Raw genomic sequence first — 25249 nt, forward strand, 5'->3', positions numbered from 1 at the left:
ACCACTCTCATTATCAAAATAACGGAACCCGGCTAAGCGCCGGGTTCCGTTATTTAATCCAATAGTATCCATTTGGATCATTGGTGGTTGAAGGATAGGTAAATGGTTGCAGCAGCCGGCGGCATGTATGTCGGGAGCTCACGCCTAGGTATACTCTCGCTTCGCGGTTGGATATACGGGGACCGAACATTAGTTTATAATCTGTTAAAGCAAAAGCGTGAGCAAGCTTATGCCGCCCGCCACAATGCGGACAATGCCAATTTTTTCTGGTACGATGCATCTTTTGCTTTCCGCAGTAAGGACAGTTCACACCGGAGATGATGTCGTTTTGTGTGATGCCATGTACAGCTGTATAGTTGTAGTTTGACGTTTGGTTATGGATATGCAAAAGTTGGATTTCTTTTTGTAAGTCGCAGGTGGAATTTTGTGGTGATGCATCAGTAGTTAGTAGGTGCCGGAGCTGGCGGGGCAATGTGTCACGAGTGAGCAGATTACGATATAGGGAATTGGTTGGAAGTGGGTGAAGCTTTACGTGACGGTGACTAAAGACAACGAGTGGATGAATTGAAAGCGGCGGGAACCCTTGATCAGCGCGCCAATGTTGGAATTGAGCGGCCTGTTCTTCTGCTTGATGAAGCGGATTGGAAAATAGTTGTTCTTTATGCTCGTAACTTCGTAGCACGGGGCCGTCAGGAGAAGAAAAGTGAAGGTCTCCACGCCAATGCTTAATTTCAATAATGATGGCACATGTGTCGGTTAATAGCAGCACATCCATTTGCACATGCTCGCCGCGAACCGGCAGGCGCACATTTTGAAACACGTAAGCTTGATCGGCAAAACGCGCTAGCAAGCGGGTCAAAGACATTTCACCATAATAACCGGCTTGGCAGCGTCCGTGCTCCGCTTCAATTTCGTCGTAGGCAGGGTGTGAGCGGGGTAGTCGTCGGTGCAATGCTTCTAATTGCAGCAAATCACGAGGTTTAAACAATGTTTTCTGAAACATGCGAGGCCTCCTTGAAAGTGGTTAGTGATCCGAGGAATACTGAAATTTTAGCATAAGCAAAAATAAAAGTCTCTTTATACCACTTGGCTGAAAGAAGGGGGGACAGTTGGAGTGCGCGAAGAGTGTGACAGAGTGCGCGAAGAGTGTGACAGAGTGCGCGAAGAGTGTGACAGAGTGCGCGAAGAGTGTGACAGAGTGCGCGAAGAGTGTGACAGAGTGCGCGAAGAGTGTGACAGAGTGCGCGAAGAGTGTGACAGAGTGCGCGAAGAGTGTGACAGAGTGCGCGAAGAGTGTGACGGAGTGCGCGATAACTGTGACGGAGTGCGCGATAACTGTGGCGGAGTGCGCGATAACTGTGACGAAGTGCGCGATAAAGTAGATCACTCGACACCACCTTCCAACATTCCTTATTGACCAGAAAAAGGAATCCGAGTAAAATTAAAATTGTTAGAATTTTTAAACAAAAAATCGATTGAATAAGCAGGTTGAAAGCGTTTGGGGGTGAGCACGTGAGCATGTTGGACGGGGTAAAGGTGCTTGATTTCACGTCGCTTCTGCCAGGGCCGTTTGCGACAAAGTTTCTCGCGGATTGGGGTGCGGAGGTGGTGCGGATTGAATCGCCACACCGTACGGATCTTTTAAAAGAGGTGCCGCCGAAAGTTGATGGCACGTCGGTCTTCTATCAGGAGATGAATCGCTCCAAGACCTTGGCGTATCTCGATTTTACGAAAGAGTCGGACCTAGACGTGATTAAGCGCTGGGCTGCGGATGCAGATGTGGTTATCGAGCAGTTCCGGCCGGGGGTGATGGCGAAGTATGGGCTCGATTATGAATCTTTGAAACAAATCAATTCAGCTGTTATCTATTGTTCGCTTACCGGTTACGGTCAAACCGGCCCGGAGCGTGATACCGCGGGTCATGATATTAATTACATCGCTCGCTCTGGTCTTGCATCGTACAGCGGAACGAAACAAAGCGGTCCGATGCTTTCCGGCACGCCGTGGGCTGATGTGGCCGGCGGGGCGCACCATAGTGTGATGGCGATTTTAATGGCGCTCTATCAACGGACCGTTTCCGGCGAAGGCGATTATTTGGACATCAGCATGACTGATGCGGTGTTTAGCATGCAGCCGCTTGCCAACCAGCGCTACCTGCATGAGCAAACGTTACCCGGTTACGAATCAGAGCCGCTAAACGGCGGAAGTTTTTATCAGTTTTATGAAACGAGCGACGAAAGGTATATGGCCGTCGGAAGCCTGGAGGGCGTCTTTTTCAAGCGGCTTTGCGAAACCATCGGACGTGAAGATTTACTCGATACGTCTACCAGCACAGAAGCGATCACCGAAGCGTTGACAGAAGTTTTTCAAACGAAGTCACTGGTGGCGTGGAAGGAGATTTTTGCTGAAGTTGATGCGTGTGTAGAACCTGTAGCAACGCTTGCTGAAGCGCATGAGGATCCGCTCTTTCAGGCGCGCGGTATGTTTGTCGAAGTTACTGATCCTGATTCAAGCCATGCACAAACCCAAGTTGCAAATGCGGTCCAATCAAAGCATCATGAGCCGGTCTACCGCTTTATCGGTGGGACGCAAACCATTGCGCAGCCTGAAAGCGTTCAGTCGCCGTTTCAAAACAACAATAATTTTGAAAGCGCTAACAAAAAGTGAGGTTTTTCGATGTATAACGAAGAGCATGACATGTTTCGTAAAAGTTTCCGCCGCTTTTTAGAAAAAGAAGCTGTACCTTTTTTTGAGCAATGGGAGAAAGACGGCATCATTCCCCGCGCGTTTTGGGAGAAGGCCGGCGCGCAAGGATTTTTATGTCCGTGGGCGGACGAAGCGTATGGTGGCTCCGGCGCTGACTTTTTATATTCAGCTGTGATCTCTGAAGAAATTGAACGCGTTGGCACAGGACTGATGGGGCTCAACTTACATAACGACATTGCAGCCCCGTATCTCAAGCATTACGGCACAGAAGCACAGAAAGCGAAGTGGCTCCCGGCCTGCGTGACCGGCAAGGCAGTTACAGCCATTGCGATGACAGAGCCCCATACCGGTTCGGACCTTGCCTCCATTCAAACGAAGGCTGAAAAAGCAGGCGACCATTATATCATCAATGGCGAGAAAACGTTCATTACAAACGGCATTCACGCTGATCTCATCATTGTCGTCTGCCGGACAAACCCGGAGGCTGCAGCGCCGCATAAAGGGATCAGTCTTTTCGTCGTTGAAAGAGATACACCTGGATTTAAACGCGGCAAAAAACTGGATAAAGTCGGGCTGCACAGCCAGGATACCGCCGAGCTCATTTTTGAAGATGCTAAAGTGCCGGCGGAAAATATGCTTGGTCATGAGAACGAAGGCTTCTATTATTTAATGAAGCAGTTGCAGCAGGAGCGGTTAATTCTTGCGATTGGATCGATTGCCGGGAGCCGGCGGATGCTGGAGTTGACGCAAAGTTATGTCAAGGAACGGAAAGCTTTCGGGCAGTCGTTGTCCTCGTTTCAGCACGTGCAGTTTCAGCTGGCGGAGCTGCATACAGAAATTACGATCGGTGAGACGTTTGTGAACAACGTAATTGCACGGCACGCAGCCGGTGAGCAGTTAACTGAAGAAGTCTCGATGGCGAAATGGTGGATCACAGCCCTTGCTAAGCGGACAGCGGATACGTGCATGCAGCTGCACGGCGGCTATGGATTTATTGAAGAATACGAGATTGCCCGCAGGTACCGGGATGTGCCGGTGCAGACCATTTATGCCGGCAGCAATGAAATGATGAAACAGATTATTGCAAAAGAGATGAATTTATAAACAAAGTAAAAAGGAGGAATCGTGCGTGCAGGTTCATAATAAACATATCATCGTAACAGGTGGTGCGTCCGGGCTTGGCGGGGCGTGTGCCGCGCTCTTTCAATCTCACGGCGCAAACGTTACTGTGTTTGATCAAAAGCCGGAAGCAGAGGTCGAAGCAAAACGCGGGCAGTTGTACAAGCAGGTAGATATAACGAAGGAAGCTGAAGTGGCAGAAGCTTTACTTGAGGCAGAAGAGACAAACGGTGATCTCTATGGGTTGGTGAACTGTGCCGGGATCGGCAGTGCGAAAAAAGTGCTGAGCAGCAAGGGACCGCACGATTTAGAGACGTTTCAAAAGGTGATCGAAGTTAATCTTGTCGGCACGTTTAATATGCTGCGGCTTGCTGCTGAAAAGATGAAATCTCATGAGCCGGAAGAAACAGGCGAGCGCGGGGTGATCATTAATACAGCGTCGATCGCAGCTTACGACGGTCAAATCGGACAAGCAGCTTATAGTGCATCGAAAGGAGGGATTGCATCACTCACATTACCAGCAGCAAGGGAGCTTGCAACAGCAGGCATACGGGTGGTAGCCGTTGCCCCCGGTGTGTTTGAGACGCCGCTCTTTGCTTCTGTACCTGAAGAAGCAAGACAGCAGTTAGAAGCGTTAACGCCGTTTCCAAAACGGCTCGGAGACCCGCAGGAGTTTGCGGAGCTCGCTTTGCATATTTTCCAAAATACGATGATGAACGGAGAGACGATCCGGCTTGACGGCGCGATCCGCATGCCGTAAAAACAACCATTCTTGAGGAGGTTATGCACGATGATGAATGTACCTTTGAATGTCCCGGCCATGATGGAGCGGGCGGCTGAATTATATAGCAAAAAAGAAGTCGTTTCACGAACGCTGACCGGTGTGCAGCGCTTGAATTACGAAGAAATTGCAGGGCGCACTAAAAAGCTGGCCGGACAGCTTCAAGCTCTCGGCGTCCGGCAGGGAGACCGTGTCGGGACCATCGCTTGGAATCATCACCGCCATTTAGAAAGCTACTTCGCGATCCCGGGTGCAGGCGGTGTACTTCATACCATTAACTTGCGACTTTCACCGGAGCATTTACGTTACGTCATTAACCACGCTGAAGATAAGCTGCTCCTTATTGATGAAGACCTGCTCCCATTAATTGAGCCGATTCAAGACCAGCTCTCTACCGTAGAAGGCTATATCGTCATGTCTGACACAAAAGAATACAGCACGACCCTTTCACCTGTGTATGATTACGAAACACTGATCGAAAACGGTGATGCTCATTTCTCTTTATTAACGGATGTCAGTGAGGAAGCGCCGGCCGGCATCTGCTACACGTCAGCAACGACAGGAAACCCAAAAGGGGTTGTTTACTCTCATCGCGCGATCGCTTTGCACAGTTATGCGTTAGGCTTGGCCGATACGGCGGCTCTTTCAGAAAGGGACCGGTGCATGCCGGTTGTGCCGATGTTTCACGCCAATGCGTGGGGTCTTCCGTTTGCAGCCACTTGGTTTGGCACAACGCAAGTCCTTCCGGGACCACAGTTTACCCCGGATTTACTTGCAGAGCTGATTGAACAGGAGAATGTCACGTTAACAGCCGGCGTGCCGACGATCTGGATGGGACTGCTGCAGGCGTGGGAGAAAGGCAACTATGATACAAGCTCACTGCGCGCAGTGTTGTGCGGTGGTTCAGCAGCGCCGGCGGCGATGATCGAAGCGTTTGAAGTGAAGTATAACGTACCATTTTTACACGCCTACGGGATGACAGAAACGAGCCCGCTTGCGTCTGTGGCTACACTGAAGAGTTATCAATATGACTTGCCGAAAGAAGAACAGCTTGAAATTCGAGCCACACAAGGGCTGCCGGCACCTGGCGTAGAGATGAAAGTTGTCAATGCAGACGGAGATGTTGCGTGGGGCAGCGGTGAGATGGGAGAACTCCTCATCCGCGGGCCGTGGATCGCTGATGAATATGATCAGGATGAACGAAGTGCAGAAGCTTTCCAGGATGGCTGGCTGTATACAGGGGATGTGGCTACCCGGGATGAAGAAGGGAACATCCGCTTGGTCGACCGTACGAAAGACCTTGTTAAAAGCGGTGGCGAGTGGATTTCTTCAGTCGACTTGGAAAACGCCATTATGGCACACGACGGCGTACTAGAAGCAGCAGTGATTGCGGTACCGCACCCTGACTGGCAGGAGCGTCCAGTCGCCTGTGTTGTAAAAAAAGAAGGCTTTGAGGCGTTACGTGACCAGGATATTCTCGATTCGATCCGTCCACAGTTTGCCAAATGGTGGCTCCCGGATGACGTCGTCTTTCTTGATGAACTACCAAAAACATCGGTCGGAAAATTTCTCAAACGCTCCCTGCGTGAACAATTCAGCGAACATTTGATGAAAGCTTAGGCCCGCTGAAGAGATGAGCCGCTCCATTGTACCTTAAAGACTTTCTCTGAAATCAATGAATGAAAGGTGACTCCGGCAGGAATGCGGAGTCATCTTTTTGTATTTTCATAGTTCGTTACATACGTATACACCCATTTACCGATGACTGCCATGTTCTTATCAGCTTATGATAAATCTTGCTTCGATCTATGACATTTCAAGGTTTTAACACGTTCGAGCAGGGAAAAGCCTAATAAAGGACGGAGCGATAAAAAAGGAGACGATAGATATGAAGCGAGAACTGATCGGGGTTGGAGCAGTAAGCACCCTCTTACTTTTCGGCGGTGCAGCTGCGGCTGGTGCTGCGTTTGATGATGTGAATGATGATCACTGGGCAGCTGATGAGATTGAAGAATTAACAGAAGCCGGGTACATCGAAGGCTACGGAAATGGAGCGTTTGCGCCGAATGAAGCAATCACCCGTGCAGAGGCATCCGCTATGCTTGCTCGCGGATTTGGACTTGAAGGTGGTTATGAACAAGCATCCAGCTACACAGACGTGGACCCTGAACATCCGCTGAAAAATTACATATCCGCAGTCACGGAAGTAGAGATGTTTGAAGGAACAGGGGATCAGCAGTTTGAACCAGAGCGCGAGATTACCCGTGCCGAAGTTGCAACGAGTCTTGAGCGAGAGGTTAACTTTGATGTGAATGAGACAGCCACATTCAATGACACAACCGGTCATTGGGCAGAGCCAAGCGTCGAGGTACTAGCCGGCAATAATATCATTACAGGTTATGATGAAGATACATTTGCGCCTAATGATGCTGTCACCCGTGCTGAATTTGCAGCAATGCTCTCCCGTACGCTTAACCATATGGAAAGCAATGGCGATGATCAACTGCCGGAAAAAGAACTTGAAACACTTGTGGTGGAAGAAGACGGAGCAGAAGTAACCCTTGAGGAAAATACCGATGCTGTAGAAGTACTTGCTGATGATGTCACCTTGCAGGGCGGACATTTGCATCAGCTTGAAGTAAGTGAAGATATCGACAGTCTTGCAATTGACGGAGTACTCATAGAAGATCCAGTGAAGTTCTCTGGAGGCGCGTTAACACTCTCTAACGGCACAGTACTGCAGGAGCTCATTTATGATCGTGACGTTGGTGTCTATCTCGATGATACCATTACTGAAGACGAACTTACCCTTACGCCCGCTTCTGAAGAGGCTGTTGTTGAAGTGATTGATGAGTAAGTATAAGTTTATAGCAGGGTGTGGTGTAAGTCGCACGTAGGGTAATGCGCATGCTTACTCCCTCACTCATTAAACAAATTTATCCAAAAGTGTGTTTTATCACCTGAAAAAGTGGTAATATAAAAGAAATAAAGCTTGATGTTATACATCACGCACGGAAAAGAGAGATGAGCCGCTGGAGATAATCGTTCTCCGGCGGCTTTTAATATATCAAGGTGGTTTTTGCGTTACTGACTTACTGATCAAGTGTGACACTTGTTCTTATTAAGTAAACATTGTTCGTTTGTTTTAAACAACATCTTTTTGCGAAAGAATAGTTTTTTTGTTGAAGGGAAATGAATATTCATTCATAGTTTGGCAAACTCGTTGTTTGGCGGTACAAACTTCATGTTTCTGAAGCAAAAGTGAACTTTTGCCTATAACATTATTCTCATGTTTAACTATAAGTAAGCCCCGCCGGCCCGGTTGCCTGCATTTTGACTGAATGCAGCCCGGCGCTGCCTTTGACTTCAAAAAAATGAGTGGCTTTGGCTGATAAATGACCCCGGCCAAAGTCATTTCAAATAATCATGAGGCGAAAAATCTATGAAAATGTATCTTTTTATTAAAATTGCGAAAATAAATCGTTTATCTTAAAATAAAATGGGAATAATGAAGGAGGAACAATTATTCAAGTCTCAAAGTTTTGATGTTTGACCTGGAGGAGGAGCACATATGTGTGGACGATTTACACTGCACACGGATTTAGCTGCACTGGAGACACAGTTCGGCTTGCGGATTCCACCGGTAACTGCCAGATATAATATTTCACCGACCCAGTACGTCCTCGCCGCTGTCAGCGGAGACGGTAAACGCTGGGCGGGATTTTTTCATTGGGGTTTAATTCCTTCTGAAGCAGATGATATGCGGGTTGGCGCGCGTATGATCAACGTAGAAGCTGAAAAGTTGGAAGACAACCCTGCATTTGTGAAGCTGCTGCGCCGGCAGCGCTGCATTATCGCAGCGGATGGTTTTTATAAGTGGGGAATGGAAAACGGGGTAAAGCAGCCTTATTATATGCAGCTTGCATCAGGTGAACCGTTTGCCTTTGCTGGATTGTGGGATCAATGGCAGAGTAGAGATGAAACGATTTTATCGTGTACGATCATAACGACGAAAGCCAACCGGTTGATTGCGCCAATCCATGACCGGATGCCTGTACTATTGAATGATACGGCCCAGCAAGCCTGGTTAGACCAGAATTTAACGGGGTACAAAGAGCTCGCACCTTTATTAACACCGTACCCATCGGAAGAAATGAAAGTCCGTCCGGTAACTTCTGATGTGAACAGCCCGATGAATGATCATAAGGCGCTGCTTGCAAAAGTATAACCGAGCGGCAAATGCGTCCTTTTTTGTAAGGGCGTGTTTTTTGTTTGACCGAAAATCAAAAGTAAGCTATACTCACGAACAGATAGAATGTGTAGCAACTAATTTTGGGGGCATTGGATTGAATCTCCGTCTGGAAGATTATATCAGCATTTTTATTCATGAAACGGACCTTACGCTGACAAGTGAGATTAAAAAAAAGCTTGAGCCGCACAATTTAGCACCGGAGCAGAATTTAGTCATGATGGTTCTTTGGGAGTCGGATGGCTGGACACAGAATGAGATTGCTGCCCGTTTGAATAAAGATAAAACGAATGTAGCCCGGATGGCGGCAAACCTTGCGGATAAGGGTTTTTTAACCAGGGTGCCGCGTACTGAAGACCGGCGTTCGCTGCAGTTGTTTTTAACGGAGAAAGGCCGGGAGCTAGGTGAGGAAGTGGTGCCGCTTGCTGAGCGGTTTCATAATCAGGTCGTATCCGGGATTACTGAAGAAGAGCAGGCTGTTGTGCGACAGGTGCTACAGCGTATGCAGAGGAATGTGCAATAGTTCCTTTGTTTCCAGAAGTTGCTACGACAACTAATTTCCAAAACACACCAAATTACTGAAGGAGGACCACCCAATGGCAAATGTACTTTTTATTAAAGCGAATGGACGGCCGGATGATCAGGCGGTCAGCCTGCAGCTTTTCAATACATTTAAAGCGCAGTACGTTGAGAATCACCCGGAAGATCACATTGAGGAGATTGACTTATTTGCGGAGAACCTGCCGTATTACGATAATGATAAAATTACGGCGATGTTTAAAGCGGGTAAAGGCATGGAGCTGACAGAGGAAGAAGAAAAGGAAGCAGCATATGTTAAAAGTTATGTAGATCAATTTATGCGCGCTGACAAAATCGTTCTTGCTTTCCCACTCTGGAACTTCAGCGTGCCGGCCGTACTGCACACGTACTTTGATTACTTGTGCCAAGCTGGAACAACCTTCCGTTATACAGCCAACGGTCCAGAAGGTTTGCTGAATGGCAAGCAGGCTTTCCTATTGAATGCCCGTGGTGGCGTTTATTCAGAAGGACCGGCAGCCGGTATGGAAATGGCCGTAACGTACGTGACAAAAATTATGAACTTCCTCGGCATCGAGGATACGCAGGAAGTCATTGTGGAAGGACACAACCAGTTCCCGGATAAAGCCGAAGAAATTATCGAAGCCGGGCTCGAAGAAGCAAAAGAAGCCGCAGTTACATTTTAATAACCTAAGCAGCCGTCCGCCAAGCGCGGGCGGTTTTTTTGTGTGGTGGAGAGGATTTGTGCGCGGAGGCAGATTTGAACAAAGTATATGAACGGTTGAAAGTATTCGGTGCATTTTTGGCTCGAGCGCAGAGTTTAACAACATGTTTGATATTCGTGCGCGAATATCACGCTAATAAATTCGGGGTTGAAACAATTTCAGATTTAGCTGATTATAATATTAATGAAGAGTTGCTTCACTGCGTTTCGATGCTGATTTTTACTCATAGGATGATAGCTTAAGTGGTTAGGAAAGTTGTTATGGCTTTGCAAACTATTGCAGAATGAACGACGAAGTGGATGTGGAGCATCTGAGCGCTACAGGAGTCACGCGGGAGTGGTTGAGTGAGAAAGGTAGAATGGAGTAAGTGAATGATAAAGAGGTGACATCATGAAGTTAAAGTTAGCACAAACCCAGCCGGTACTTGGAGATCCGGCGCGAAACGCTGAGCGGGTGGTAGAAGATCTTTACCGCTTGGATGAACATGTGGAGCTGCTTGTTTATCCGGAATTGTCGTTGACGGGCTATGTATTGAAAGATCAAGTGTTTGATGTAGCTTTGACACTTAAATCCCCGGAAATTGAGCGCATACGACACGCTACAGCCGATACAGGCAAAAGTGTAATGTTCGGCTTTGTGGAAGAGCATTCAATTGACCGGGTGTATAATGCCGCTGTTTATATGAAAGCCGGCGAAGTGCAGATGGTACAGCGAAAAATTTACCCAACGACTTATGGTATGTTCGAAGAAGGGAAATATTTTTCCGGTGCTCGTGTTGTGAAATCAGGCTTTGCAGGCGATTTTAAGAGCACAATGCTGATTTGTAATGACATGTGGCATCCATCGCTTACGCATATTGCGGCTCATCAACAGACAACACTTCTAATCGGCATGATAAACAGCCCATCAGCCGGCTTAGGAGAGTATTATTCGAGTGCTGCCGGCTGGGAACGTGTAGGTCGATTTTACGCTGAAATCTACGGCTCATATGTAGCGCTTGCCAACCGTGTAGGTATAGAAGAAGGCGTCCCGTTTTTCGGCGGATCAAAAATCATTAATCCGTACGGCGAAGTGATCGCAGAAGCGCCGCTTGATAAGGAAGCAGAAATTGAAGCTGAACTAGACTTAGCACTAGTGAAGCGCCGACGCCGTGAACTGCCAATTATGCGAGATGAAAACTTGGATGTGACTGTGCGGCATTTAGAAGCAGCTGCTCTGGAACAAAATAATAGTCACGAGTAGGATAACTTTAAAGCTCCTTTCTTATCTAGAAGAAACCGTCCGTCGCGTGCGGGCGGTTTTTTGCGCGGTTGATGCGCGGCAGGAAAGGATTGATGCGCGGGAAGGTGCGATTGGTGCGCGGCGGTGAGCGGTTAGTGCGCGGGAAGGTGCGATTGATGCGCGGGAAGGTGCGATTGGTGCGCGGCGGTGAGCGGTTAGTGCGCGGGAAGGTGCGATTGGTGCGCGGGAAGGTGCGATTCGTGCGCGGGCTGGTGCGATTAGTGCGCGGCAGGGAGCGATTAGTGCGCGGCAGGGAGCGATTAGTGCGCGGGCAGGTGCGATTAATGCGCGGGCAGGAGCGATTAATGCGCGGCAGGGAGCGATTGGTGCGCGGCAGGGAGCGATTGGTGCGCGGCAGGGAGCGATTAGTGCGCGGCCACTACCGATTTATTAACAGCACATATAAGGATTAATTTGTAAAATATCAACTTCTTTTTAACCATAAATAAATTCAGAAAAATTTAAGTATTGAAATATGGTTATCATATTGTATACTTGTATTACAAATTTGATAACGGTTACATAAAGCCCGTTAAACAGAGGAGGTACACCTTATGGAATTTACAGCTTGGAGCCTTGTCAACGACGTAGCGATCATTTCAGCGTTGTTGTTGGTCGGCACCATTTTACGTGCAAAAGTAAGGGCCATTCAATCATTGTTTCTACCTGCAAGTATGATCGCCGGCTTTCTCGGTTTAATGCTCGGACCGCAGGTATTAGGACTTCTGCCATTTTCAGAGCAGGCAGCTACCTATCCTGGCGTGTTAATTGCTGTTATTTTTGCGGCGATTCCGCTCGGTGCAAAAGCAGTTCCGTGGAAACAGATGGCAACCCGGGTTCGAAATATGTGGTCTTACGCTATGATTTTAACAGTGTTGATGTGGGGCGGCGGTTCTTTATTTGCACTTTTAACATTAAATCAATTTCTGCCTGAACTCCACTTAGGTTTCGGATTGGTACTTGGTGCCGGCTTTCTCGGCGGTCACGGTACAGCTGCAGCCATTGGTGAAAGTTTCGAAATGTATGGTTGGGAAGATGCCATGAGCCTTGGTATGACAGCTGCGACGATCGGCTTGTTAGTGGCTGTACTAGTTGGTCTTTTGCTCATTAAACACGCAACAGAAAAAGGCCATACGTCTTTCATTTCAGACTTTAAAAGCCTGCCGAATGAGCTGAAAACGGGCATGGTGAAATCAGAAAATCGAAAGTCGATGGGGGACGATACGGTTTCAAACATTTCGGTGGACCCTCTCATTTTACACCTTGCCTTAGTGGCGGCGGTTGTAGGTGGAGGTTATTACTTAACCGAAATTGGAAACGATCTCATTCCGCATGTAGCTCTTCCATTGTTTAGTATTGCCTTTTTAGTCGCGCTTTTTGCTAAATTTGTCATGCGTAAAACAGGCGCAGAGGACTACATTGACGGCCGGATCATCGGGCGGATCGGCGGCGGTGCTACAGATTTTCTCGTTGCCTTTGGTATCGCAACGATTAACTTGTCCATTGTAGCTGATTACTTAACGCCGCTTGCAATTCTACTTGTCTTCGGCTTGTTCTGGGCTTGGTTTATTTACCGGTTTATCGGGCCGCGCATGTTCCGTGAATACTGGATGGAGCGCAGCTTATTCGGCTGGGGCTGGAGTACAGGAACCGTGGCAATGGGACTTGCACTGCTACGGATTGTGGATCCTAAGATGGAGAGTAAAACAGCTGAAGACTATGCGATCGCTTATATCGGGATGGTTCCGCCTGAACTCATTATCGTAACGTTTGCGCCGCTTCTGATGGTCAGCGGGCTGCATTGGGTATTTCCACTGGCAACGCTGGGTGTAGGCTTAATCATCATCATCGTTTACGTGAAAAAAGGCTGGTGGGTGTCAGACGGCGAGATGAAACAGCGGCATAGCGCCTAAGGCACGTCCTAAATGAAGTACGATGATGCAGCTTCGAGCAGCAAGAAAACGAGCATTGGTGGATAAGGCATAAAAGCATAGCATTGGCGAGCCGATACCCAAAAATGCGAACTTTTATGAAGTGCCCTGTTTATGCAGGGTGCTTTTTTGCGAGCATGTGCTTCCCGGGTGCGCCGGAGCCTGTGTTATAATACAAGCATACAAATTTATGAGACGCAGCAATGTCAGGAGGACCTTTGCATGATTGAACGCCGGAAAGTGTCGCACCAAGTGCTCGATGAAATTAAAAAGCGGATTAAATCTGGGGAGTTTCCGGTGAATGAAAAGCTTCCATCGGAAACTGAGCTGGCCGAAATATTCGGAGTGAGCCGTTCACCCGTCCGTGAAGCGTTAAGTGTACTTGCAGCAACAGGTGTAGTCGAATCTAAGCAAGGTGGTGGCAGCTGGGTGCGCCCGCTTCAAATCACCGACTTTCTAGAAAAAACAACGCTTGAAGTGATGACACCGGCTGAAATGATTCAACTACTTGAAACACGGATGATTTTAGAAACAGAAGCGGCTGCTTTGGCTGCTGAGCGGGCAACAGAGGCAGAGCGTAAAGCGATGGCTGAAGCGCAGAAAGATTTAGAAAAACTCATTGATGATGATGAACAGATCGGTGACGAGGCGGATTTTGCTTTTCATCAAGCGGTGATGAAAGGTGCGAAGAACCCGATTCTGCTTTCGACATTTACAAATATCTCAGACTTATATAATAAGGCTATGAAAATCTCATTAGAAATTAACCGGATGATCCGCGGGAAGAAACAACAAGTGTATGATGAACATAACAAAGTATATGAAGCCATCGTTGCTGGTGATCCAGAAGCTGCCAGAGAAGCGATGCATATTCATTTATCAAATAGTAAAGAAAAGCTTGAGACCTTGCTCGTCTAAAAACGACGGCTTTTCTTCTAGTTTCATCCGGTATAAATTAGGAAATCAATCTGCAGCACTTCATTAGTCAAAGCTGCAGATTTTTTTGTGGCTTAAATTGTCTGAAGGTTATTGCAAAAATTTTGTCATGTTGTATACTTGTATTACAAGTTAACTACAGCGCTTTCATTACGAAATTTCGAGGAGGAACATTACAATGAGAGAAGAAAATGTTCAGTTTTATAGCGAAGGACACAAGCTGCAGGCAACCATTTATTACCCGGATGAAATGACACCAGGTGAGAAGTATCCGGCGATCGTGCCGAATTCAGGTTACCAAGGGTTTAACGAGTTTTATCCACGGATGTTTGCAAAAACGTGTACGGATGCCGGCTACATATGCCTCGGTTTTGATTACCGCGGTTTTGCAGAAAGCGAAGGCATGAAAGGGCACGTCATTTTAGATGAGCAGGTTGCTGACATTTATAATGCCGTTACGTTTATTTCCGCACAAAACGAAGTCGACGAAGACCGTGTTGCATTGATCGGCTGGGGCATGGGCGCTTCAAATGTGATCCGCGAAGCAGCCAATGATACCCGGGTTAAAGCCGTAGGCGCTTTAAACGGATTTTACGACGGTGAACGCTGGCTGCGGGCGATTCACACGTATCCGCAGTTTGTAGAACTTTGCGAAATGGTGGAAGCTGACCGGACCGAGCGCGTCTTAACAGGCGAATCAAAAAAAGAAGATCCATTTATTCATTACCCGCTGGACCCAGCCACTGCTGACTACGTGAAAAACGAGCTTGAAGCAATTGACGGTTTTGGCAACTTAACGACGCTGCAGTTTACTGAATCTATCTTACGGACAAATGCTGAAGTCGAAGCGCTTGAGCTTGAAGATACCCCGGTATTTGTCGGTCACGGAAAAGATAATTTGCTGCACCCTGTAGAAGAAGCACTCTCTCTTTACGAAGTACTCCCGGGTCCTGCGAAGTTATCAATCATTGACGGTAAGCATAACGACTTTATGTACCAGGAGCATCCCGTGTACACCGCTTTAATGGAAGAACTTTTAAGTTTCTTTGCAGAAGCATTGGCCGATGAAAAAACAGTCACTGCCCATTCGCGCCTGCGCTAGGAGGTTTGTCGATGAAAACAACGTATCCGTTTTTACAAGGCGGCTTTGAACTTCACGTGCATAGTGCACCAAGTTTATTTCCAAGAGTGCAAAACGACTGGGAACTGCTTGAAGATGCCCGCGAAGCAGGAATGGCCGGGGTCGTGATTAAGTCGCACGAAGCGCAAACGTATGACCGGGCTTCGATTGTGCAGGCGAAAACACCGGACCTTGCTGTGCGCGGCGGGGTGGCGTTAAACGAATCCAACGGCGGTTTGTCGCCTGCGGTTGTTGATATGGCGCTGCGCCTCGGAGCTGCTGTCATTTGGATGCCGACCACATCTGCCGCCCAGCATAAACATTATTACAATCAAGGTGCGATGCAGCTGGGCCCTGGTGCACGCCCGCTTGCTGAGTCTGATGAAGGTTTAACGATTCTTGATGAACATGACCGGGTGAAGCCTGAAGTGTATACAATTTTAGAATTGATTGCCCAGCAGGATGCGGTACTTGCGACAGGTCACCTCTCTTTTCATGAAGTTGAGCGATTAGTTGAAGCGGCTCAAGGGAAAGGAGTAAAAAAGATTTTAATTCAACATACGGACCTTGGCATTGCACGGGTACCGAAAGATTTAGAAGCTACGCTTGTGAAAAAAGGCTGCTGGGTGGAAAAGTGTTATTTAGCTGCGAGCCCTGACTTTCAAGACACGACAGTTGAAGCGATGGCAGCTTCAATTCAAGATCTCGGTCGTGATAATTGTGTGCTTGTAACAGATTACGGGCAGGCGCATAATCTGCCGCCGGTAAAAGCGTTAGGTGAATTTACAAACGCTTTACACACTGCCGGGGTTCCTGAACAAGATATTGAGCACATGATGAAACATAACCCGCGTCACTTGCTAGGGTTATCATAGAAAGGAAGATGCTGTATGGCGGAAGCATATGTCGAAGCGCTGCGCGGCATTGTACCGGATGAGCGGCTGCGGGTGGATTTAGCGGAACGCTACTCCTACAGCTTCGACGCTTCATTTGGTGAGTATTTGCCGGATGTTGTCGTGCGGCCGGACAGTGATGAAGAAGTTAGTGAGATTGTCAAACTAGCAAATGAATACAACGTGCCCGTTTATCCACGTGGATCAGCAACATCGTTAAGCGGCGGTCCACTTCCGGTTCACGGCGGAATTGTTCTGGATATGTCTCAATTTAAACATAAGCTTGAAATTGATAAAGAAAATATGATTGCCATCGTTTCACCTGGAGTTTTAACATCAGACATTCACGAAGCAGCAGCTGAATATGGGCTGTTTTATCCGCCTGATCCAAGCAGTGCCCACGTTTCAACGATTGGCGGCAACATTCTTGAGAACTCAAGTGGACCTAAAGGTTTGAAATACGGCACAACGAAAGAGTACGTCATTGGTATGAACGTTGTTACGCCTACAGGTGAGAGGGTGCGGACCGGAGGCCGTACCGTTAAAAATGTCACCGGCTTTGATTTAACCCGGCTGATCGTCGGTTCGGAAGGGATGCTTGGGATTGTGACCGAAGTGACACTCCGGTTAATTCCAGAGGTGAAGGCACGCAAGACGATGCTTGCAACGTTTGAAACGAGTGTGGACTGCGGCCGGGCGATTACAAATGTGCTCTCAAAAGGCATCCTGCCGGCAGCGATGGAATTTATGGACAACGCCTGCATCCGGGCGGTCGAACACTTTAAGCCGGTCGGCCTGCCGGTGGATGCCGGTGCACTCTTAATTTTAGAAGTAGATGGTCATCCCTACAGTGTGGATGATGAAATGAAAGAAGCAAGCGAAGTGTGTGAGTCCGCCGGGGCGATGACGGTGGAAGTGGCAGAAACGGAAGAGCAGCGGGCAAATATTTGGAAGTCGCGGAAAATGGTATCACCGGCCGTAACGGAAATGGGGCCGACCAAGATTTCTGAGGATGCGACTGTACCTAGAGGTAAAATCCCGGATATGATGGAGCGTCTTGCTGAGATTCGTGAGAAGTACAATTTAAACTTGGTCGTCTTTGGTCATGCAGGTGACGGCAATCTGCACCCAAACATTATTACCGATAAGCGCAACACTGAGGAAATGAAGCGGGCTGAAGATGCAGTGAGCGAGATTTTTGAAGCTGCCGTTGAGCTTGGCGGCACACTTTCAGGTGAGCACGGCATCGGTACGTTGAAAGCGCCGTATATGGTGATGGAATACGGTGAGGCCGGCGTTGAATTGATGAAAACGATTAAAGCGGCGTGGGATCCAAACAACATCTTGAACCCTGGAAAAATGTTTGCTGAAAACGGGCAGACGAAGGTGGAATTAACATGACGCACACAACAGGAGCAGAGCGGCTTTATGAAATGAGCTATGATGCGACCAATCAGTGCATTCAGTGCGGTTATTGTCTTCCCGCATGTCCGACGTATTTTTCGATGGGGTCAGAAACTCACTCGCCGCGCGGCCGGATTAACTTAGTGAAGATGGCGGCAGAAGGAAAAATTGATCTGCAAAGTGATCTGCAGGAGCCAATTGATTTTTGTCTCGGCTGCCGGGCTTGTGAAACGGCCTGTCCCGTGGATGTGCCGTATGGTGAAATTTTAGAAGCAGCCAAAGAAACATTGGCTGAAGAAGTACCGCCGGTCAATAAGCGTGCTGCGGCTTTTAAATCATTTATGCTGCGGAAGGTGTTTACCCGTCCCGGCTTGATGCGTGCCGGTGGTTCAATGACTTGGCTGTATCAAAAAACGGGTATGGGTAAAGCGGCACGTAAGCTGAAATTGATTCATAAAGTTTCTGAGCCGCTCGGTAACTTAGAAGCAGTGATGCCGCCGGTAGAACGTCCTGGACGCCGCCCGTCGCGGGGGACGGTACTTGCGCCTTATATTGAGAAGCAGGCAACTGTCGCATTTTTTACCGGTTGTATTAGTGATGCAGTTATGAACCGGACGAACCGTCTTACTGTTGAGCTTTTGCGTCACGTTGGCTGCGAAGTTGTCATTCCAAAGCAGCAAAACTGCTGCGGTGCGCTGCACTCACACCAAGGAGATGCAAAAACATCGAAGAGCCTTGCTCAAGAAAACATTGCAGCTTTTGAAGCAACCGGGGCAGATTATTACGTGAACAATGCCGGCGGGTGTGGTGCCAGCTTAAAAGAGTACCCGCACATTTTAGCAGGAGACCCGGCGTGGAAAGAGCGCGCCAAACATTTCAGCGCTTCTTCAAAAGATATAAGTGAACTGCTCGTATTATTCGGTCCCCTTCCGTTTACGAAAGAAGGACCGGCTGTGGTTACGTATCAGCCATCCTGCCACTTACGCAACGTTCAGCTGATCAGTGAAGCACCGCGTGAGCTGCTCCGTTCAATACCAGGTTCGACGTATATTGAGATGGAGAACAGCGAGGACTGCTGTGCTTCCGGTGGAATTTATAATATTCTGCATCACGAAGAAGCAAACAAAATCTTGGATGAAAAGATGAAGTATGCAGAAAAGACTGAAGCGAAAGTGATGACCGCAAGCAACCCCGGCTGTCTTTTGCAGATGCGGCTTGGCATACAGCGCGCTGGTCTTGAAGACGAAATGGAAGGCAAGCATTTGATTGATGTACTCGCAGAAGCTTGCGGCATCGAATAATAAGTAAAAAGATCCGGTCATCGAATCTCGATGACCGGATCTTTTTATATCGTTAAAGGAAAGTGCACTAACAAGAGCCCCCGGCACATACCGGAGGCTCCTGCTGGAGATATAATTATTTGAGGCAATTTACCGGGCGAAGCGGTGGTTGCCGATTTGGGTGACGGTTGGTTTATTCATAAAGAAACTTGTGCGTGTCACGTTCGGGTTGTGGAAATAAAGTGCGTTTCCTGCCGGTGCTGCACCTGTTAATGCTTCGCGGGCAGCCTCTTGAGAGCGCTGGCTTGCCGGTTGGTTAATTGCGCCGGTCATTGCCGGTGTAAACTGACCAGATTGATGAACGACACCTGAAACTGAATTCGGGTACTGTCCTGCATCAACACGGTTCATAATGACGTTACCGACCGCTACTTTTCCATCAAACGGCTCACCTTGCGCTTCCTGGTGAATTAAACGGGCAAGTAGATCCTGCTCTGCTGCATCCACTTGTGGTTCAGGTGCCTGCTCCACAGAAGTTGTTTCTTCAGCTGAAGGTGCAGGTTCGTAAGTTAAATCCTCCGCCACCGCGCGTGGTACGACGGTGCGAATTTGTGTGCCAGGTGAGATCACTTCGGAGTCGAGTTGATTCAACGTTTTAAGGTCTGAAACATCTTCACCCACCGTAGAAGCAATAGCCCTTAATGATTCACCTTGTTGTACCTCATGCAGTTCCTTTGCTTCCAGGTGAACGGTACTGCCATCCCAAACGACCTCACTATGTGCAAGTTCAGCGACGTGGCGCAGGGGCAGGTACGTCCGGTCCATGTCTGCGTCAATTTGCGGAGGCACATCCAAACCGTAAGCTGCGCCATTAATAGAAACTTCCGGTTCATCGATGTGCAGATTCAACTCATCCCCGTGTATGGTATGAACTGTAACTTTGTCGTTGGATGCATCCCAGCGTACGTCTGCACCGAGCGCTTCACTAATAAAGCGGACAGGTACAAGGGTGCGGTCTTCTTCAATCTTTGGCGGCGCCGGCATCGATACTTGTTCATTTTCCACTAGAATGTCAGGGGATCCAGCCGCAGCTTGGGAAGCACTAAAGAGAAGGCCGAACCCTGCAGCTGCGATAAATGCTGTTCTTATACGTTTGAACATTATGGTTGCGGGCGTCTTTTTCATCCGCCCGCTGTCACCTGCCTTTATATATTTTTTTCATGATGTTTGTTGATATGTCCGGTGACTATTATAGCGAAAGTTTCGCCTCAAGAAAGAGTTGTTACGCTATTTTAATCAAACCGTAATCTCACTCGTTTAATTACGACAGCAGGACGCATGAAAATCTAAAAAATATTTTCGGTCACCTTTGAGTCAAAACATAATGGGTGCAAAAACCTATCAATATCAACATTTTACATATTTACCCTTTAATACTAAAAAGCGTTTAAGCTTTAACTTACGCTCTTGAAGGGCTTTTTCATTGCGATGTATGATTATTCTGAATAATTTTCAAAATGAAAAGGAGTGAAATGATGAGTGTCTTAGGTGCAAGAAAACAATTTGAGGAAATTGCAGTTTATTCACCTGGTAAACCGATTGAAGAGTTAAAACGGGAGATGGGGATTACTGAAGTTGTGAAAATGGCTTCTAACGAAAACCCTTTTGGTGCGTCTCCGAAAGCGCTTGAAGCGATGAAGGAAGAACTTACACAGCTGCATTACTATCCTGAAATCACTTCACCACTTGTAAGAGAAAAGTTAGCAAACCGGCTTGGGATATCTCCTGACGCTGTTGTTGTAGGAAATGGATCCGATGAGGTAATCCGGATGCTTACACGGACGTACTTAAGCCCGGGGGAAGAAGTTGTTATGGCAAGCGTAACGTTTCCGCGTTACAAAACAAATGTGATTATCGAAGGCGGCATACCTGTAGATGTCGCAATGAAAGACGGAGCTCACGACCTTGAAGCGATGTTGCAGGCAATTACATCTCGTACAAAAATGGTGTTTGTATGTAACCCAAACAATCCGACAGGCACAATTGTAGATAAACAAGAACTGCAGATGTTTATCGAACGTGTTCCAAAAGACGTCATGGTCATCCTTGATGAAGCCTATTATGAGTTTATTCGCGGAGATAATGATCCGAACAGCTTAGCATTGCTTGATAAGCACACCAATCTTGTAATTCTTCGGACGTTTTCAAAGATTTATGGTCTTGCTTCAGCACGCATTGGTTATGGGATCATGCATCCGGAGATGGTCGCAGAGCTTTTGAAAAGCAAGGAACCTTTTAATGTGAACCGGATGGCGCAGGCAGGCGCACTAGCAGCGCTTGACGATGAAGCCTTTTTGCATATGACGCTTGAAGAAAACAACCGGGGGCGTATGTATTTGGAGGAAGAGGCAGAAGCGCTTGGGTTAAGTTATTTTGACACACACACCAACTTTATCATGATTGATGTCAAGATGGATGCTGAACTTGTTTACAACCGCTTACTAGAACAAGGTGTGATTATCAGGCCGGGGCACATGATGGGGTATCCGACGATGCTTCGCGTCACCATTGGAACGAAAGAACAAAACGAAAAATTTGTTGAATCTCTGAAAAAGGCATTGGCAGTGTCATAACTTTTCAGAATTTATTTTAAATTAATTTGTATGCGCTTTCAAAACAAACTGTAATGGGGGTTGAAAATGGAAAATACCCGGGCAACTTTTTCAGGGTCGTTGATCGTTTTTCTTACAAGCATTGTCGTGATTGGTGTTAGTATTTTGTACTTTGAAGCCATGCCGCACATTCCCATCATTTTAGCGGCTGTTGTCGTCTGCCTGTACGGAATGAAGCTGAAGTATACGTGGAAAGAGCTTGAAAACCAGATGGTGAGAGGAATTAGTTACGGGATTCCAGCCATTCTGATTTTAATTTTAATCGGGATGTTGATCGGCGTTTGGGTGTTAAACGGTACAGTACCGACAATTACGTTTTATGGTCTTGAAATTTTGTCACCGACCTACTTTTTAGCTTCAGCCGTGCTGATTACAGCAATTGTGGCGATCATGACAGGAAGCTCATTAAGTGCGATTGGTACGATCGGTGTAGCACTTGTCGGGGTGGCCTACGGCATGGGGATCTCACCAGAGATGACAGCTGGTGCGATCATTAGTGGTGCGATCTTCGGTGATAAGCTTTCACCAATTTCTGATACGACAAACTTAACCGCAGCCACCGCAAAGGTTGATGTGTTTGCCCATATCCGGCACATGCTCTGGACGACGATACCAGCGCTTGTGATCGCTTTAATCATTTTTGGGGCGATTGGTTTTTTCAACCTGCAAGGGTCAGCCGATGTGTCCCAAATCCAGGAGATGTCTTCGACGTTGCAGCAGGAGTTTAATATTACGCTGTTAACCTTGTTGTCGCCGCTTGTCATTGTCATTTTAGCTGCTAGAAAAGTGAAACCAGTGCCGACGTTAACTATGGGTCTTCTTGTAGCGGTTTTAACAACACTATTTACAAACCCGCAGATCGGGGCTGGCGAAATTATGGCTTCAGCATTCTCTGGTTATGTAGCTGAAACCGGGGTTGAATCAATTGACAGTCTTCTTTCTCTCGGCGGTTTGGAAAGTATGTTGTTCGGGGTCTCCTTAATTATTGTAGCGCTTGCTTTTGGCGGCGTGTTTCGCGGGATTGGTATCGCAGACGCTTTACTCGGTAAATTAAAAAGCGCTCTGCAAAAGAAAGGCAATGTCATCAGCTCGACCCTTGCTTCCTGTTTTGGTGTGAACTTTGTGGTCGGTGAGCAGTATCTATCGATTATCCTGCCGGGCAAAGTGCTTGAGAGCTCTTACCGGGCGAACAACCTTCACCCGAAAAACTTGTCACGGACGCTTGAGGATGGAGGGTCTATTCTGCACCCGCTCATCCCGTGGGGGATTATCGGTGCCTTTACGATGACGACGCTTGATGTAGGAATGAGTTATGTGCTCTTTACCTTCTTGAGCCTTGTTACACCGTTCATTGCGCTTTTCTATGCTTACACCGGTTGGACGTTAACACCGCTTGATGAAGACCGTGAAAGCATTTTGGATTATGAGGATAAAGACGACGATGATTCAAATACAGATGATGCTGCCGGCTTGAAGACGTACGAAGATGAATATCAAACGCATGCCAACTAAACTTCAGAACTTGAAAAGAAAGGTGAATGAAGAATGATCAATGATTTTCCTATGCAGCAGTTGATCGATCAAGATGGAAACGTTCTCGACCATGAGCGGATGCAGGAAATCAGTATTGAAAAGGTAAAAGACATGTATTATTTCATGCACCGGGCCCGGCTGCTTGATAAAAAGTGTGTCAATTTGCAGCGGCAGGGCCGGATCGGAACGTATGTGCAGTATGAAGGACAGGAGGGGGCGCAGGTTGGAAGCGCCCTGGCACTTGAAGAAGGAGACTGGATGTTTCCGACGTATCGGGATCATGCAGCGACGCTCACATACGGTCAGACGATGAAAAACCTGCTGCTCAACTGGCGGGGAAGAATTGAAGGAGGTATCGCGCCGGAAGGGATACACATTTTCCCGCCGGCGGTGCCGATTGCCTCGCAGCTGCCGCAAGCTGCAGGCGCTGCACTAGCTGAAAAGAAAAAAGGCACTGACCGGGTATCGCTCGTTTATTTCGGTGATGGTGCCACATCTGAAGGGGATTTTCACGAAGGACTGAACTTTGCGAGCGTCTTTCAAACGCCGACTGTGTTTTTTAACCAAAACAACGGCTATGCCATTAGTGTACCGGTGGAAAAACAGATGAACTCCGAAACCATCGCCCAAAAAGGGCTCGGCTATGATATGAACTGCCTGCGTATTGATGGCAATGATGTCATCGGTGTGTACTGTGCTGTTAAAGATGCAGTGCATAAAGCGCGCTCCGGTGCAGGACCTACGTTAATTGAAGCTGTCACTTGGCGGTACGGTGCGCATACGACGGCAGATGATCCTTCAAAATACCGCGATCAGTCCGAAAGTGAAGTCCGGCGGCAGACGACAGATCCGCTGCTGCGTGTAGAGAAGTACTTGAAAGCGCAAGACGCGTGGCAGGAGCAGTGGAAGCAGGAAATTGAAGCACAAATCGAGTCGGAAATTGAGACGGCGCTTGAAGAAATGGAAAGCTACCCGGAGCCGGAAATGAATCAGCTGTTTGATTATGTATTTGAGACGCCGACATGGACCATTCAACAACAAATTGATGAGCATTTAGCGGTTAAAGGAGGAAAAACTTCATGAGTGTAGCTGTTGAAACGAAAAAACTCACGATGATTCAAGGGATCAATGATGCGTTATCTACAGCACTTAACGAAGATGAGCGGACGTTAATTTTAGGCGAAGACGTTGGTGTGAACGGCGGCGTTTTCCGGGCGACTGAAGGATTGCAGGAGAAGTATGGAAGCGGGCGTGTGATTGATACGCCCCTTGCTGAATCAGGCATTATGGGGACATCCATTGGCTTGGCGGCTAACGGCTTCCGCCCGATTGCAGAAATGCAGTTTCTTGGCTTTGTTTATCCGGCGTTTAATCAAATCATGACGCATGCAACCCGTTTGCGGCAGCGCACGCTCGGTAGATATACTTCGCCGCTTGTCATTCGTGCGCCTTACGGTGCCGGGGTGCGTGCACCGGAAATTCATTCAGACAGCGTAGAGGCGCTGTTTACGCACATGCCGGGCATTAAAGTTGTTGTTCCTTCGAACGCCTATGACGCCAAGGGTTTGCTGCTTGAAAGTATCGCTGATCCAGACCCGGTCATTTTTCTCGAGCCGATGCGGTGTTACCGCTCTTCTAAAACGGAGGTACCTGAAGAAAAATATAAAATTGAGCTTGGTAAAGCAGCCACATTAAAAGAAGGAGAAGACGTTTCAATTTTCACGTGGGGGGCGATGACCATTGAAACGATGAAGGCTGTTGAACAGCTTGAAGCAGAGAAAGAGATCTCTTGTGAAGTTATCGACTTACGTACACTCTATCCACTGGACCGTGATGCGATTGCGGCTTCTGTCCAAAAAACAACCCGCGCCGTTGTTGTGCAGGAGGCACCTTTAACCGGCGGGGTGAGCAGCGAAGTGTTATCAGTCATTCAAGATACATCATTTTTATATTTGCGTTCGCCGGTAAAGCAGGTGGGAGGACTTGACGTGCCTGTACCTGTGTATTCGCTTGAGAATGAATATTTGCCAAGTGTAGATAAAATCAAATATGCCGTTGAGCAGACTGTGTCGTTTTAGCAAA

General features: G+C 47.7%; 23 protein-coding genes. 21 read left to right on the plus strand and 2 right to left on the minus strand.

All coding sequences use genetic code 11. The features are described from left to right. Positions 1 to 49: 49 nt before the first annotated feature. A complete protein-coding gene (locus tag B0H94_RS04250) occupies positions 50 to 1003 on the minus strand; it encodes an NERD domain-containing protein (RefSeq protein ID WP_106588012.1) in 954 nt (317 codons plus the stop codon). Positions 1004 to 1114: 111 nt separating this feature from the next. On the opposite strand from B0H94_RS04250, the gene B0H94_RS04255 reads away from it, so the two are divergent. From B0H94_RS04255 to B0H94_RS04340, 17 genes are all read left to right on the plus strand, one after another. Further along, the gene (locus B0H94_RS04255) at positions 1115 to 1417 is read left to right on the plus strand and encodes a hypothetical protein (RefSeq protein WP_146139913.1); all 303 of its coding nucleotides are present in this window, start codon (positions 1115 to 1117) and stop codon (positions 1415 to 1417) included. A 101-nt stretch (positions 1418 to 1518) separates the two neighbouring features. Then, on the plus strand, positions 1519 to 2667 hold the full coding sequence (locus B0H94_RS04260) for a CaiB/BaiF CoA transferase family protein (protein ID WP_245893909.1): 1149 nt from the start codon (positions 1519 to 1521) through the stop codon (positions 2665 to 2667). A gap of 9 nt (positions 2668 to 2676) precedes the next feature. Further along, positions 2677 to 3810, plus strand: a complete 1134-nt coding sequence (locus B0H94_RS04265) for an acyl-CoA dehydrogenase family protein (RefSeq protein ID WP_106588015.1) — start codon at positions 2677 to 2679, stop codon at positions 3808 to 3810. 25 nt (positions 3811 to 3835) lie between these two features. Continuing rightward, positions 3836 to 4585, plus strand: a complete 750-nt coding sequence (locus B0H94_RS04270; protein WP_106588016.1) for an SDR family NAD(P)-dependent oxidoreductase — start codon at positions 3836 to 3838, stop codon at positions 4583 to 4585. A gap of 30 nt (positions 4586 to 4615) precedes the next feature. Beyond that, complete coding sequence (locus tag B0H94_RS04275) at positions 4616 to 6226, plus strand: long-chain fatty acid--CoA ligase (protein WP_106588017.1); 1611 nt, start codon at positions 4616 to 4618, stop codon at positions 6224 to 6226. Between the two features lie 268 nt (positions 6227 to 6494). Next, complete coding sequence (locus tag B0H94_RS04280) at positions 6495 to 7463, plus strand: S-layer homology domain-containing protein (RefSeq protein WP_106588018.1); 969 nt, start codon at positions 6495 to 6497, stop codon at positions 7461 to 7463. A gap of 714 nt (positions 7464 to 8177) precedes the next feature. After that, the gene (locus B0H94_RS04285; RefSeq protein ID WP_106588019.1) at positions 8178 to 8834 is read left to right on the plus strand and encodes an SOS response-associated peptidase; all 657 of its coding nucleotides are present in this window, start codon (positions 8178 to 8180) and stop codon (positions 8832 to 8834) included. Positions 8835 to 8952: 118 nt separating this feature from the next. Continuing rightward, positions 8953 to 9378, plus strand: coding sequence for a MarR family winged helix-turn-helix transcriptional regulator (locus B0H94_RS04290; RefSeq protein ID WP_245893898.1), 426 nt, complete (start codon positions 8953 to 8955; stop codon positions 9376 to 9378). A 73-nt stretch (positions 9379 to 9451) separates the two neighbouring features. After that, positions 9452 to 10078: an FMN-dependent NADH-azoreductase gene (locus tag B0H94_RS04295; protein WP_106588021.1), complete on the plus strand. Its 627-nt coding sequence runs from the start codon at positions 9452 to 9454 to the stop codon at positions 10076 to 10078. 429 nt (positions 10079 to 10507) lie between these two features. Continuing rightward, on the plus strand, positions 10508 to 11359 hold the full coding sequence (locus B0H94_RS04305; RefSeq protein WP_106588023.1) for a nitrilase-related carbon-nitrogen hydrolase: 852 nt from the start codon (positions 10508 to 10510) through the stop codon (positions 11357 to 11359). A 92-nt stretch (positions 11360 to 11451) separates the two neighbouring features. Further along, positions 11452 to 11811, plus strand: coding sequence for a pseudouridine synthase (locus B0H94_RS04310; RefSeq protein ID WP_106588024.1), 360 nt, complete (start codon positions 11452 to 11454; stop codon positions 11809 to 11811). A 141-nt stretch (positions 11812 to 11952) separates the two neighbouring features. Continuing rightward, positions 11953 to 13311: a sodium/glutamate symporter gene (locus B0H94_RS04315; RefSeq protein ID WP_106588025.1), complete on the plus strand. Its 1359-nt coding sequence runs from the start codon at positions 11953 to 11955 to the stop codon at positions 13309 to 13311. Positions 13312 to 13551: 240 nt separating this feature from the next. Continuing rightward, positions 13552 to 14247, plus strand: coding sequence for a FadR/GntR family transcriptional regulator (locus B0H94_RS04320; protein ID WP_106588026.1), 696 nt, complete (start codon positions 13552 to 13554; stop codon positions 14245 to 14247). Between the two features lie 196 nt (positions 14248 to 14443). Further along, a complete protein-coding gene (locus tag B0H94_RS04325) occupies positions 14444 to 15367 on the plus strand; it encodes an alpha/beta hydrolase (protein ID WP_106588027.1) in 924 nt (307 codons plus the stop codon). A gap of 11 nt (positions 15368 to 15378) precedes the next feature. Beyond that, positions 15379 to 16260 carry a DUF6282 family protein gene (locus B0H94_RS04330; protein WP_106588028.1) on the plus strand — a complete coding sequence of 294 codons (882 nt, stop codon included), beginning with the start codon at positions 15379 to 15381 and terminating at the stop codon, positions 16258 to 16260. A 15-nt stretch (positions 16261 to 16275) separates the two neighbouring features. Further along, positions 16276 to 17679 (plus strand): FAD-binding oxidoreductase, encoded by a 1404-nt coding sequence (locus B0H94_RS04335; protein ID WP_106588029.1) that lies wholly within the window; start codon positions 16276 to 16278, stop codon positions 17677 to 17679. Beyond that, the gene (locus tag B0H94_RS04340; RefSeq protein ID WP_106588030.1) at positions 17676 to 18983 is read left to right on the plus strand and encodes a (Fe-S)-binding protein; all 1308 of its coding nucleotides are present in this window, start codon (positions 17676 to 17678) and stop codon (positions 18981 to 18983) included. Before B0H94_RS04335 ends, B0H94_RS04340 begins: the two co-directional genes overlap by 4 nt. Before the next feature lie 129 nt (positions 18984 to 19112). Here the strand turns inward: B0H94_RS04340 and B0H94_RS04345 are convergent, their stop codons facing one another. Continuing rightward, entirely contained in the window at positions 19113 to 20147 is a 1035-nt protein-coding gene (locus B0H94_RS04345; RefSeq protein ID WP_106588031.1) for a cell wall hydrolase, read from the minus strand. Between the two features lie 350 nt (positions 20148 to 20497). On the opposite strand from B0H94_RS04345, the gene hisC reads away from it, so the two are divergent. The 4 genes from hisC to B0H94_RS04365 all read left to right on the plus strand — a co-directional run bounded on the left by hisC (position 20498) and on the right by B0H94_RS04365 (position 25245). Further along, positions 20498 to 21595, plus strand: a complete 1098-nt coding sequence (gene hisC, locus B0H94_RS04350) for a histidinol-phosphate transaminase (RefSeq protein ID WP_106588032.1) — start codon at positions 20498 to 20500, stop codon at positions 21593 to 21595. Between the two features lie 66 nt (positions 21596 to 21661). Further along, complete coding sequence (gene nhaC, locus B0H94_RS04355) at positions 21662 to 23146, plus strand: Na+/H+ antiporter NhaC (RefSeq protein ID WP_106588033.1); 1485 nt, start codon at positions 21662 to 21664, stop codon at positions 23144 to 23146. A gap of 33 nt (positions 23147 to 23179) precedes the next feature. Continuing rightward, on the plus strand, positions 23180 to 24250 hold the full coding sequence (pdhA, locus tag B0H94_RS04360) for a pyruvate dehydrogenase (acetyl-transferring) E1 component subunit alpha (RefSeq protein WP_106588034.1): 1071 nt from the start codon (positions 23180 to 23182) through the stop codon (positions 24248 to 24250). After that, a complete protein-coding gene (locus B0H94_RS04365; RefSeq protein ID WP_106588035.1) occupies positions 24247 to 25245 on the plus strand; it encodes an alpha-ketoacid dehydrogenase subunit beta in 999 nt (332 codons plus the stop codon). The genes pdhA and B0H94_RS04365 overlap by 4 nt, the downstream gene beginning before the upstream one ends. Positions 25246 to 25249: the final 4 nt, after the last annotated feature.

It is taken from the genome of Salsuginibacillus halophilus (assembly GCF_003014715.1).
Lineage (GTDB): Bacteria > Bacillota > Bacilli > Bacillales > Marinococcaceae > Salsuginibacillus > Salsuginibacillus halophilus.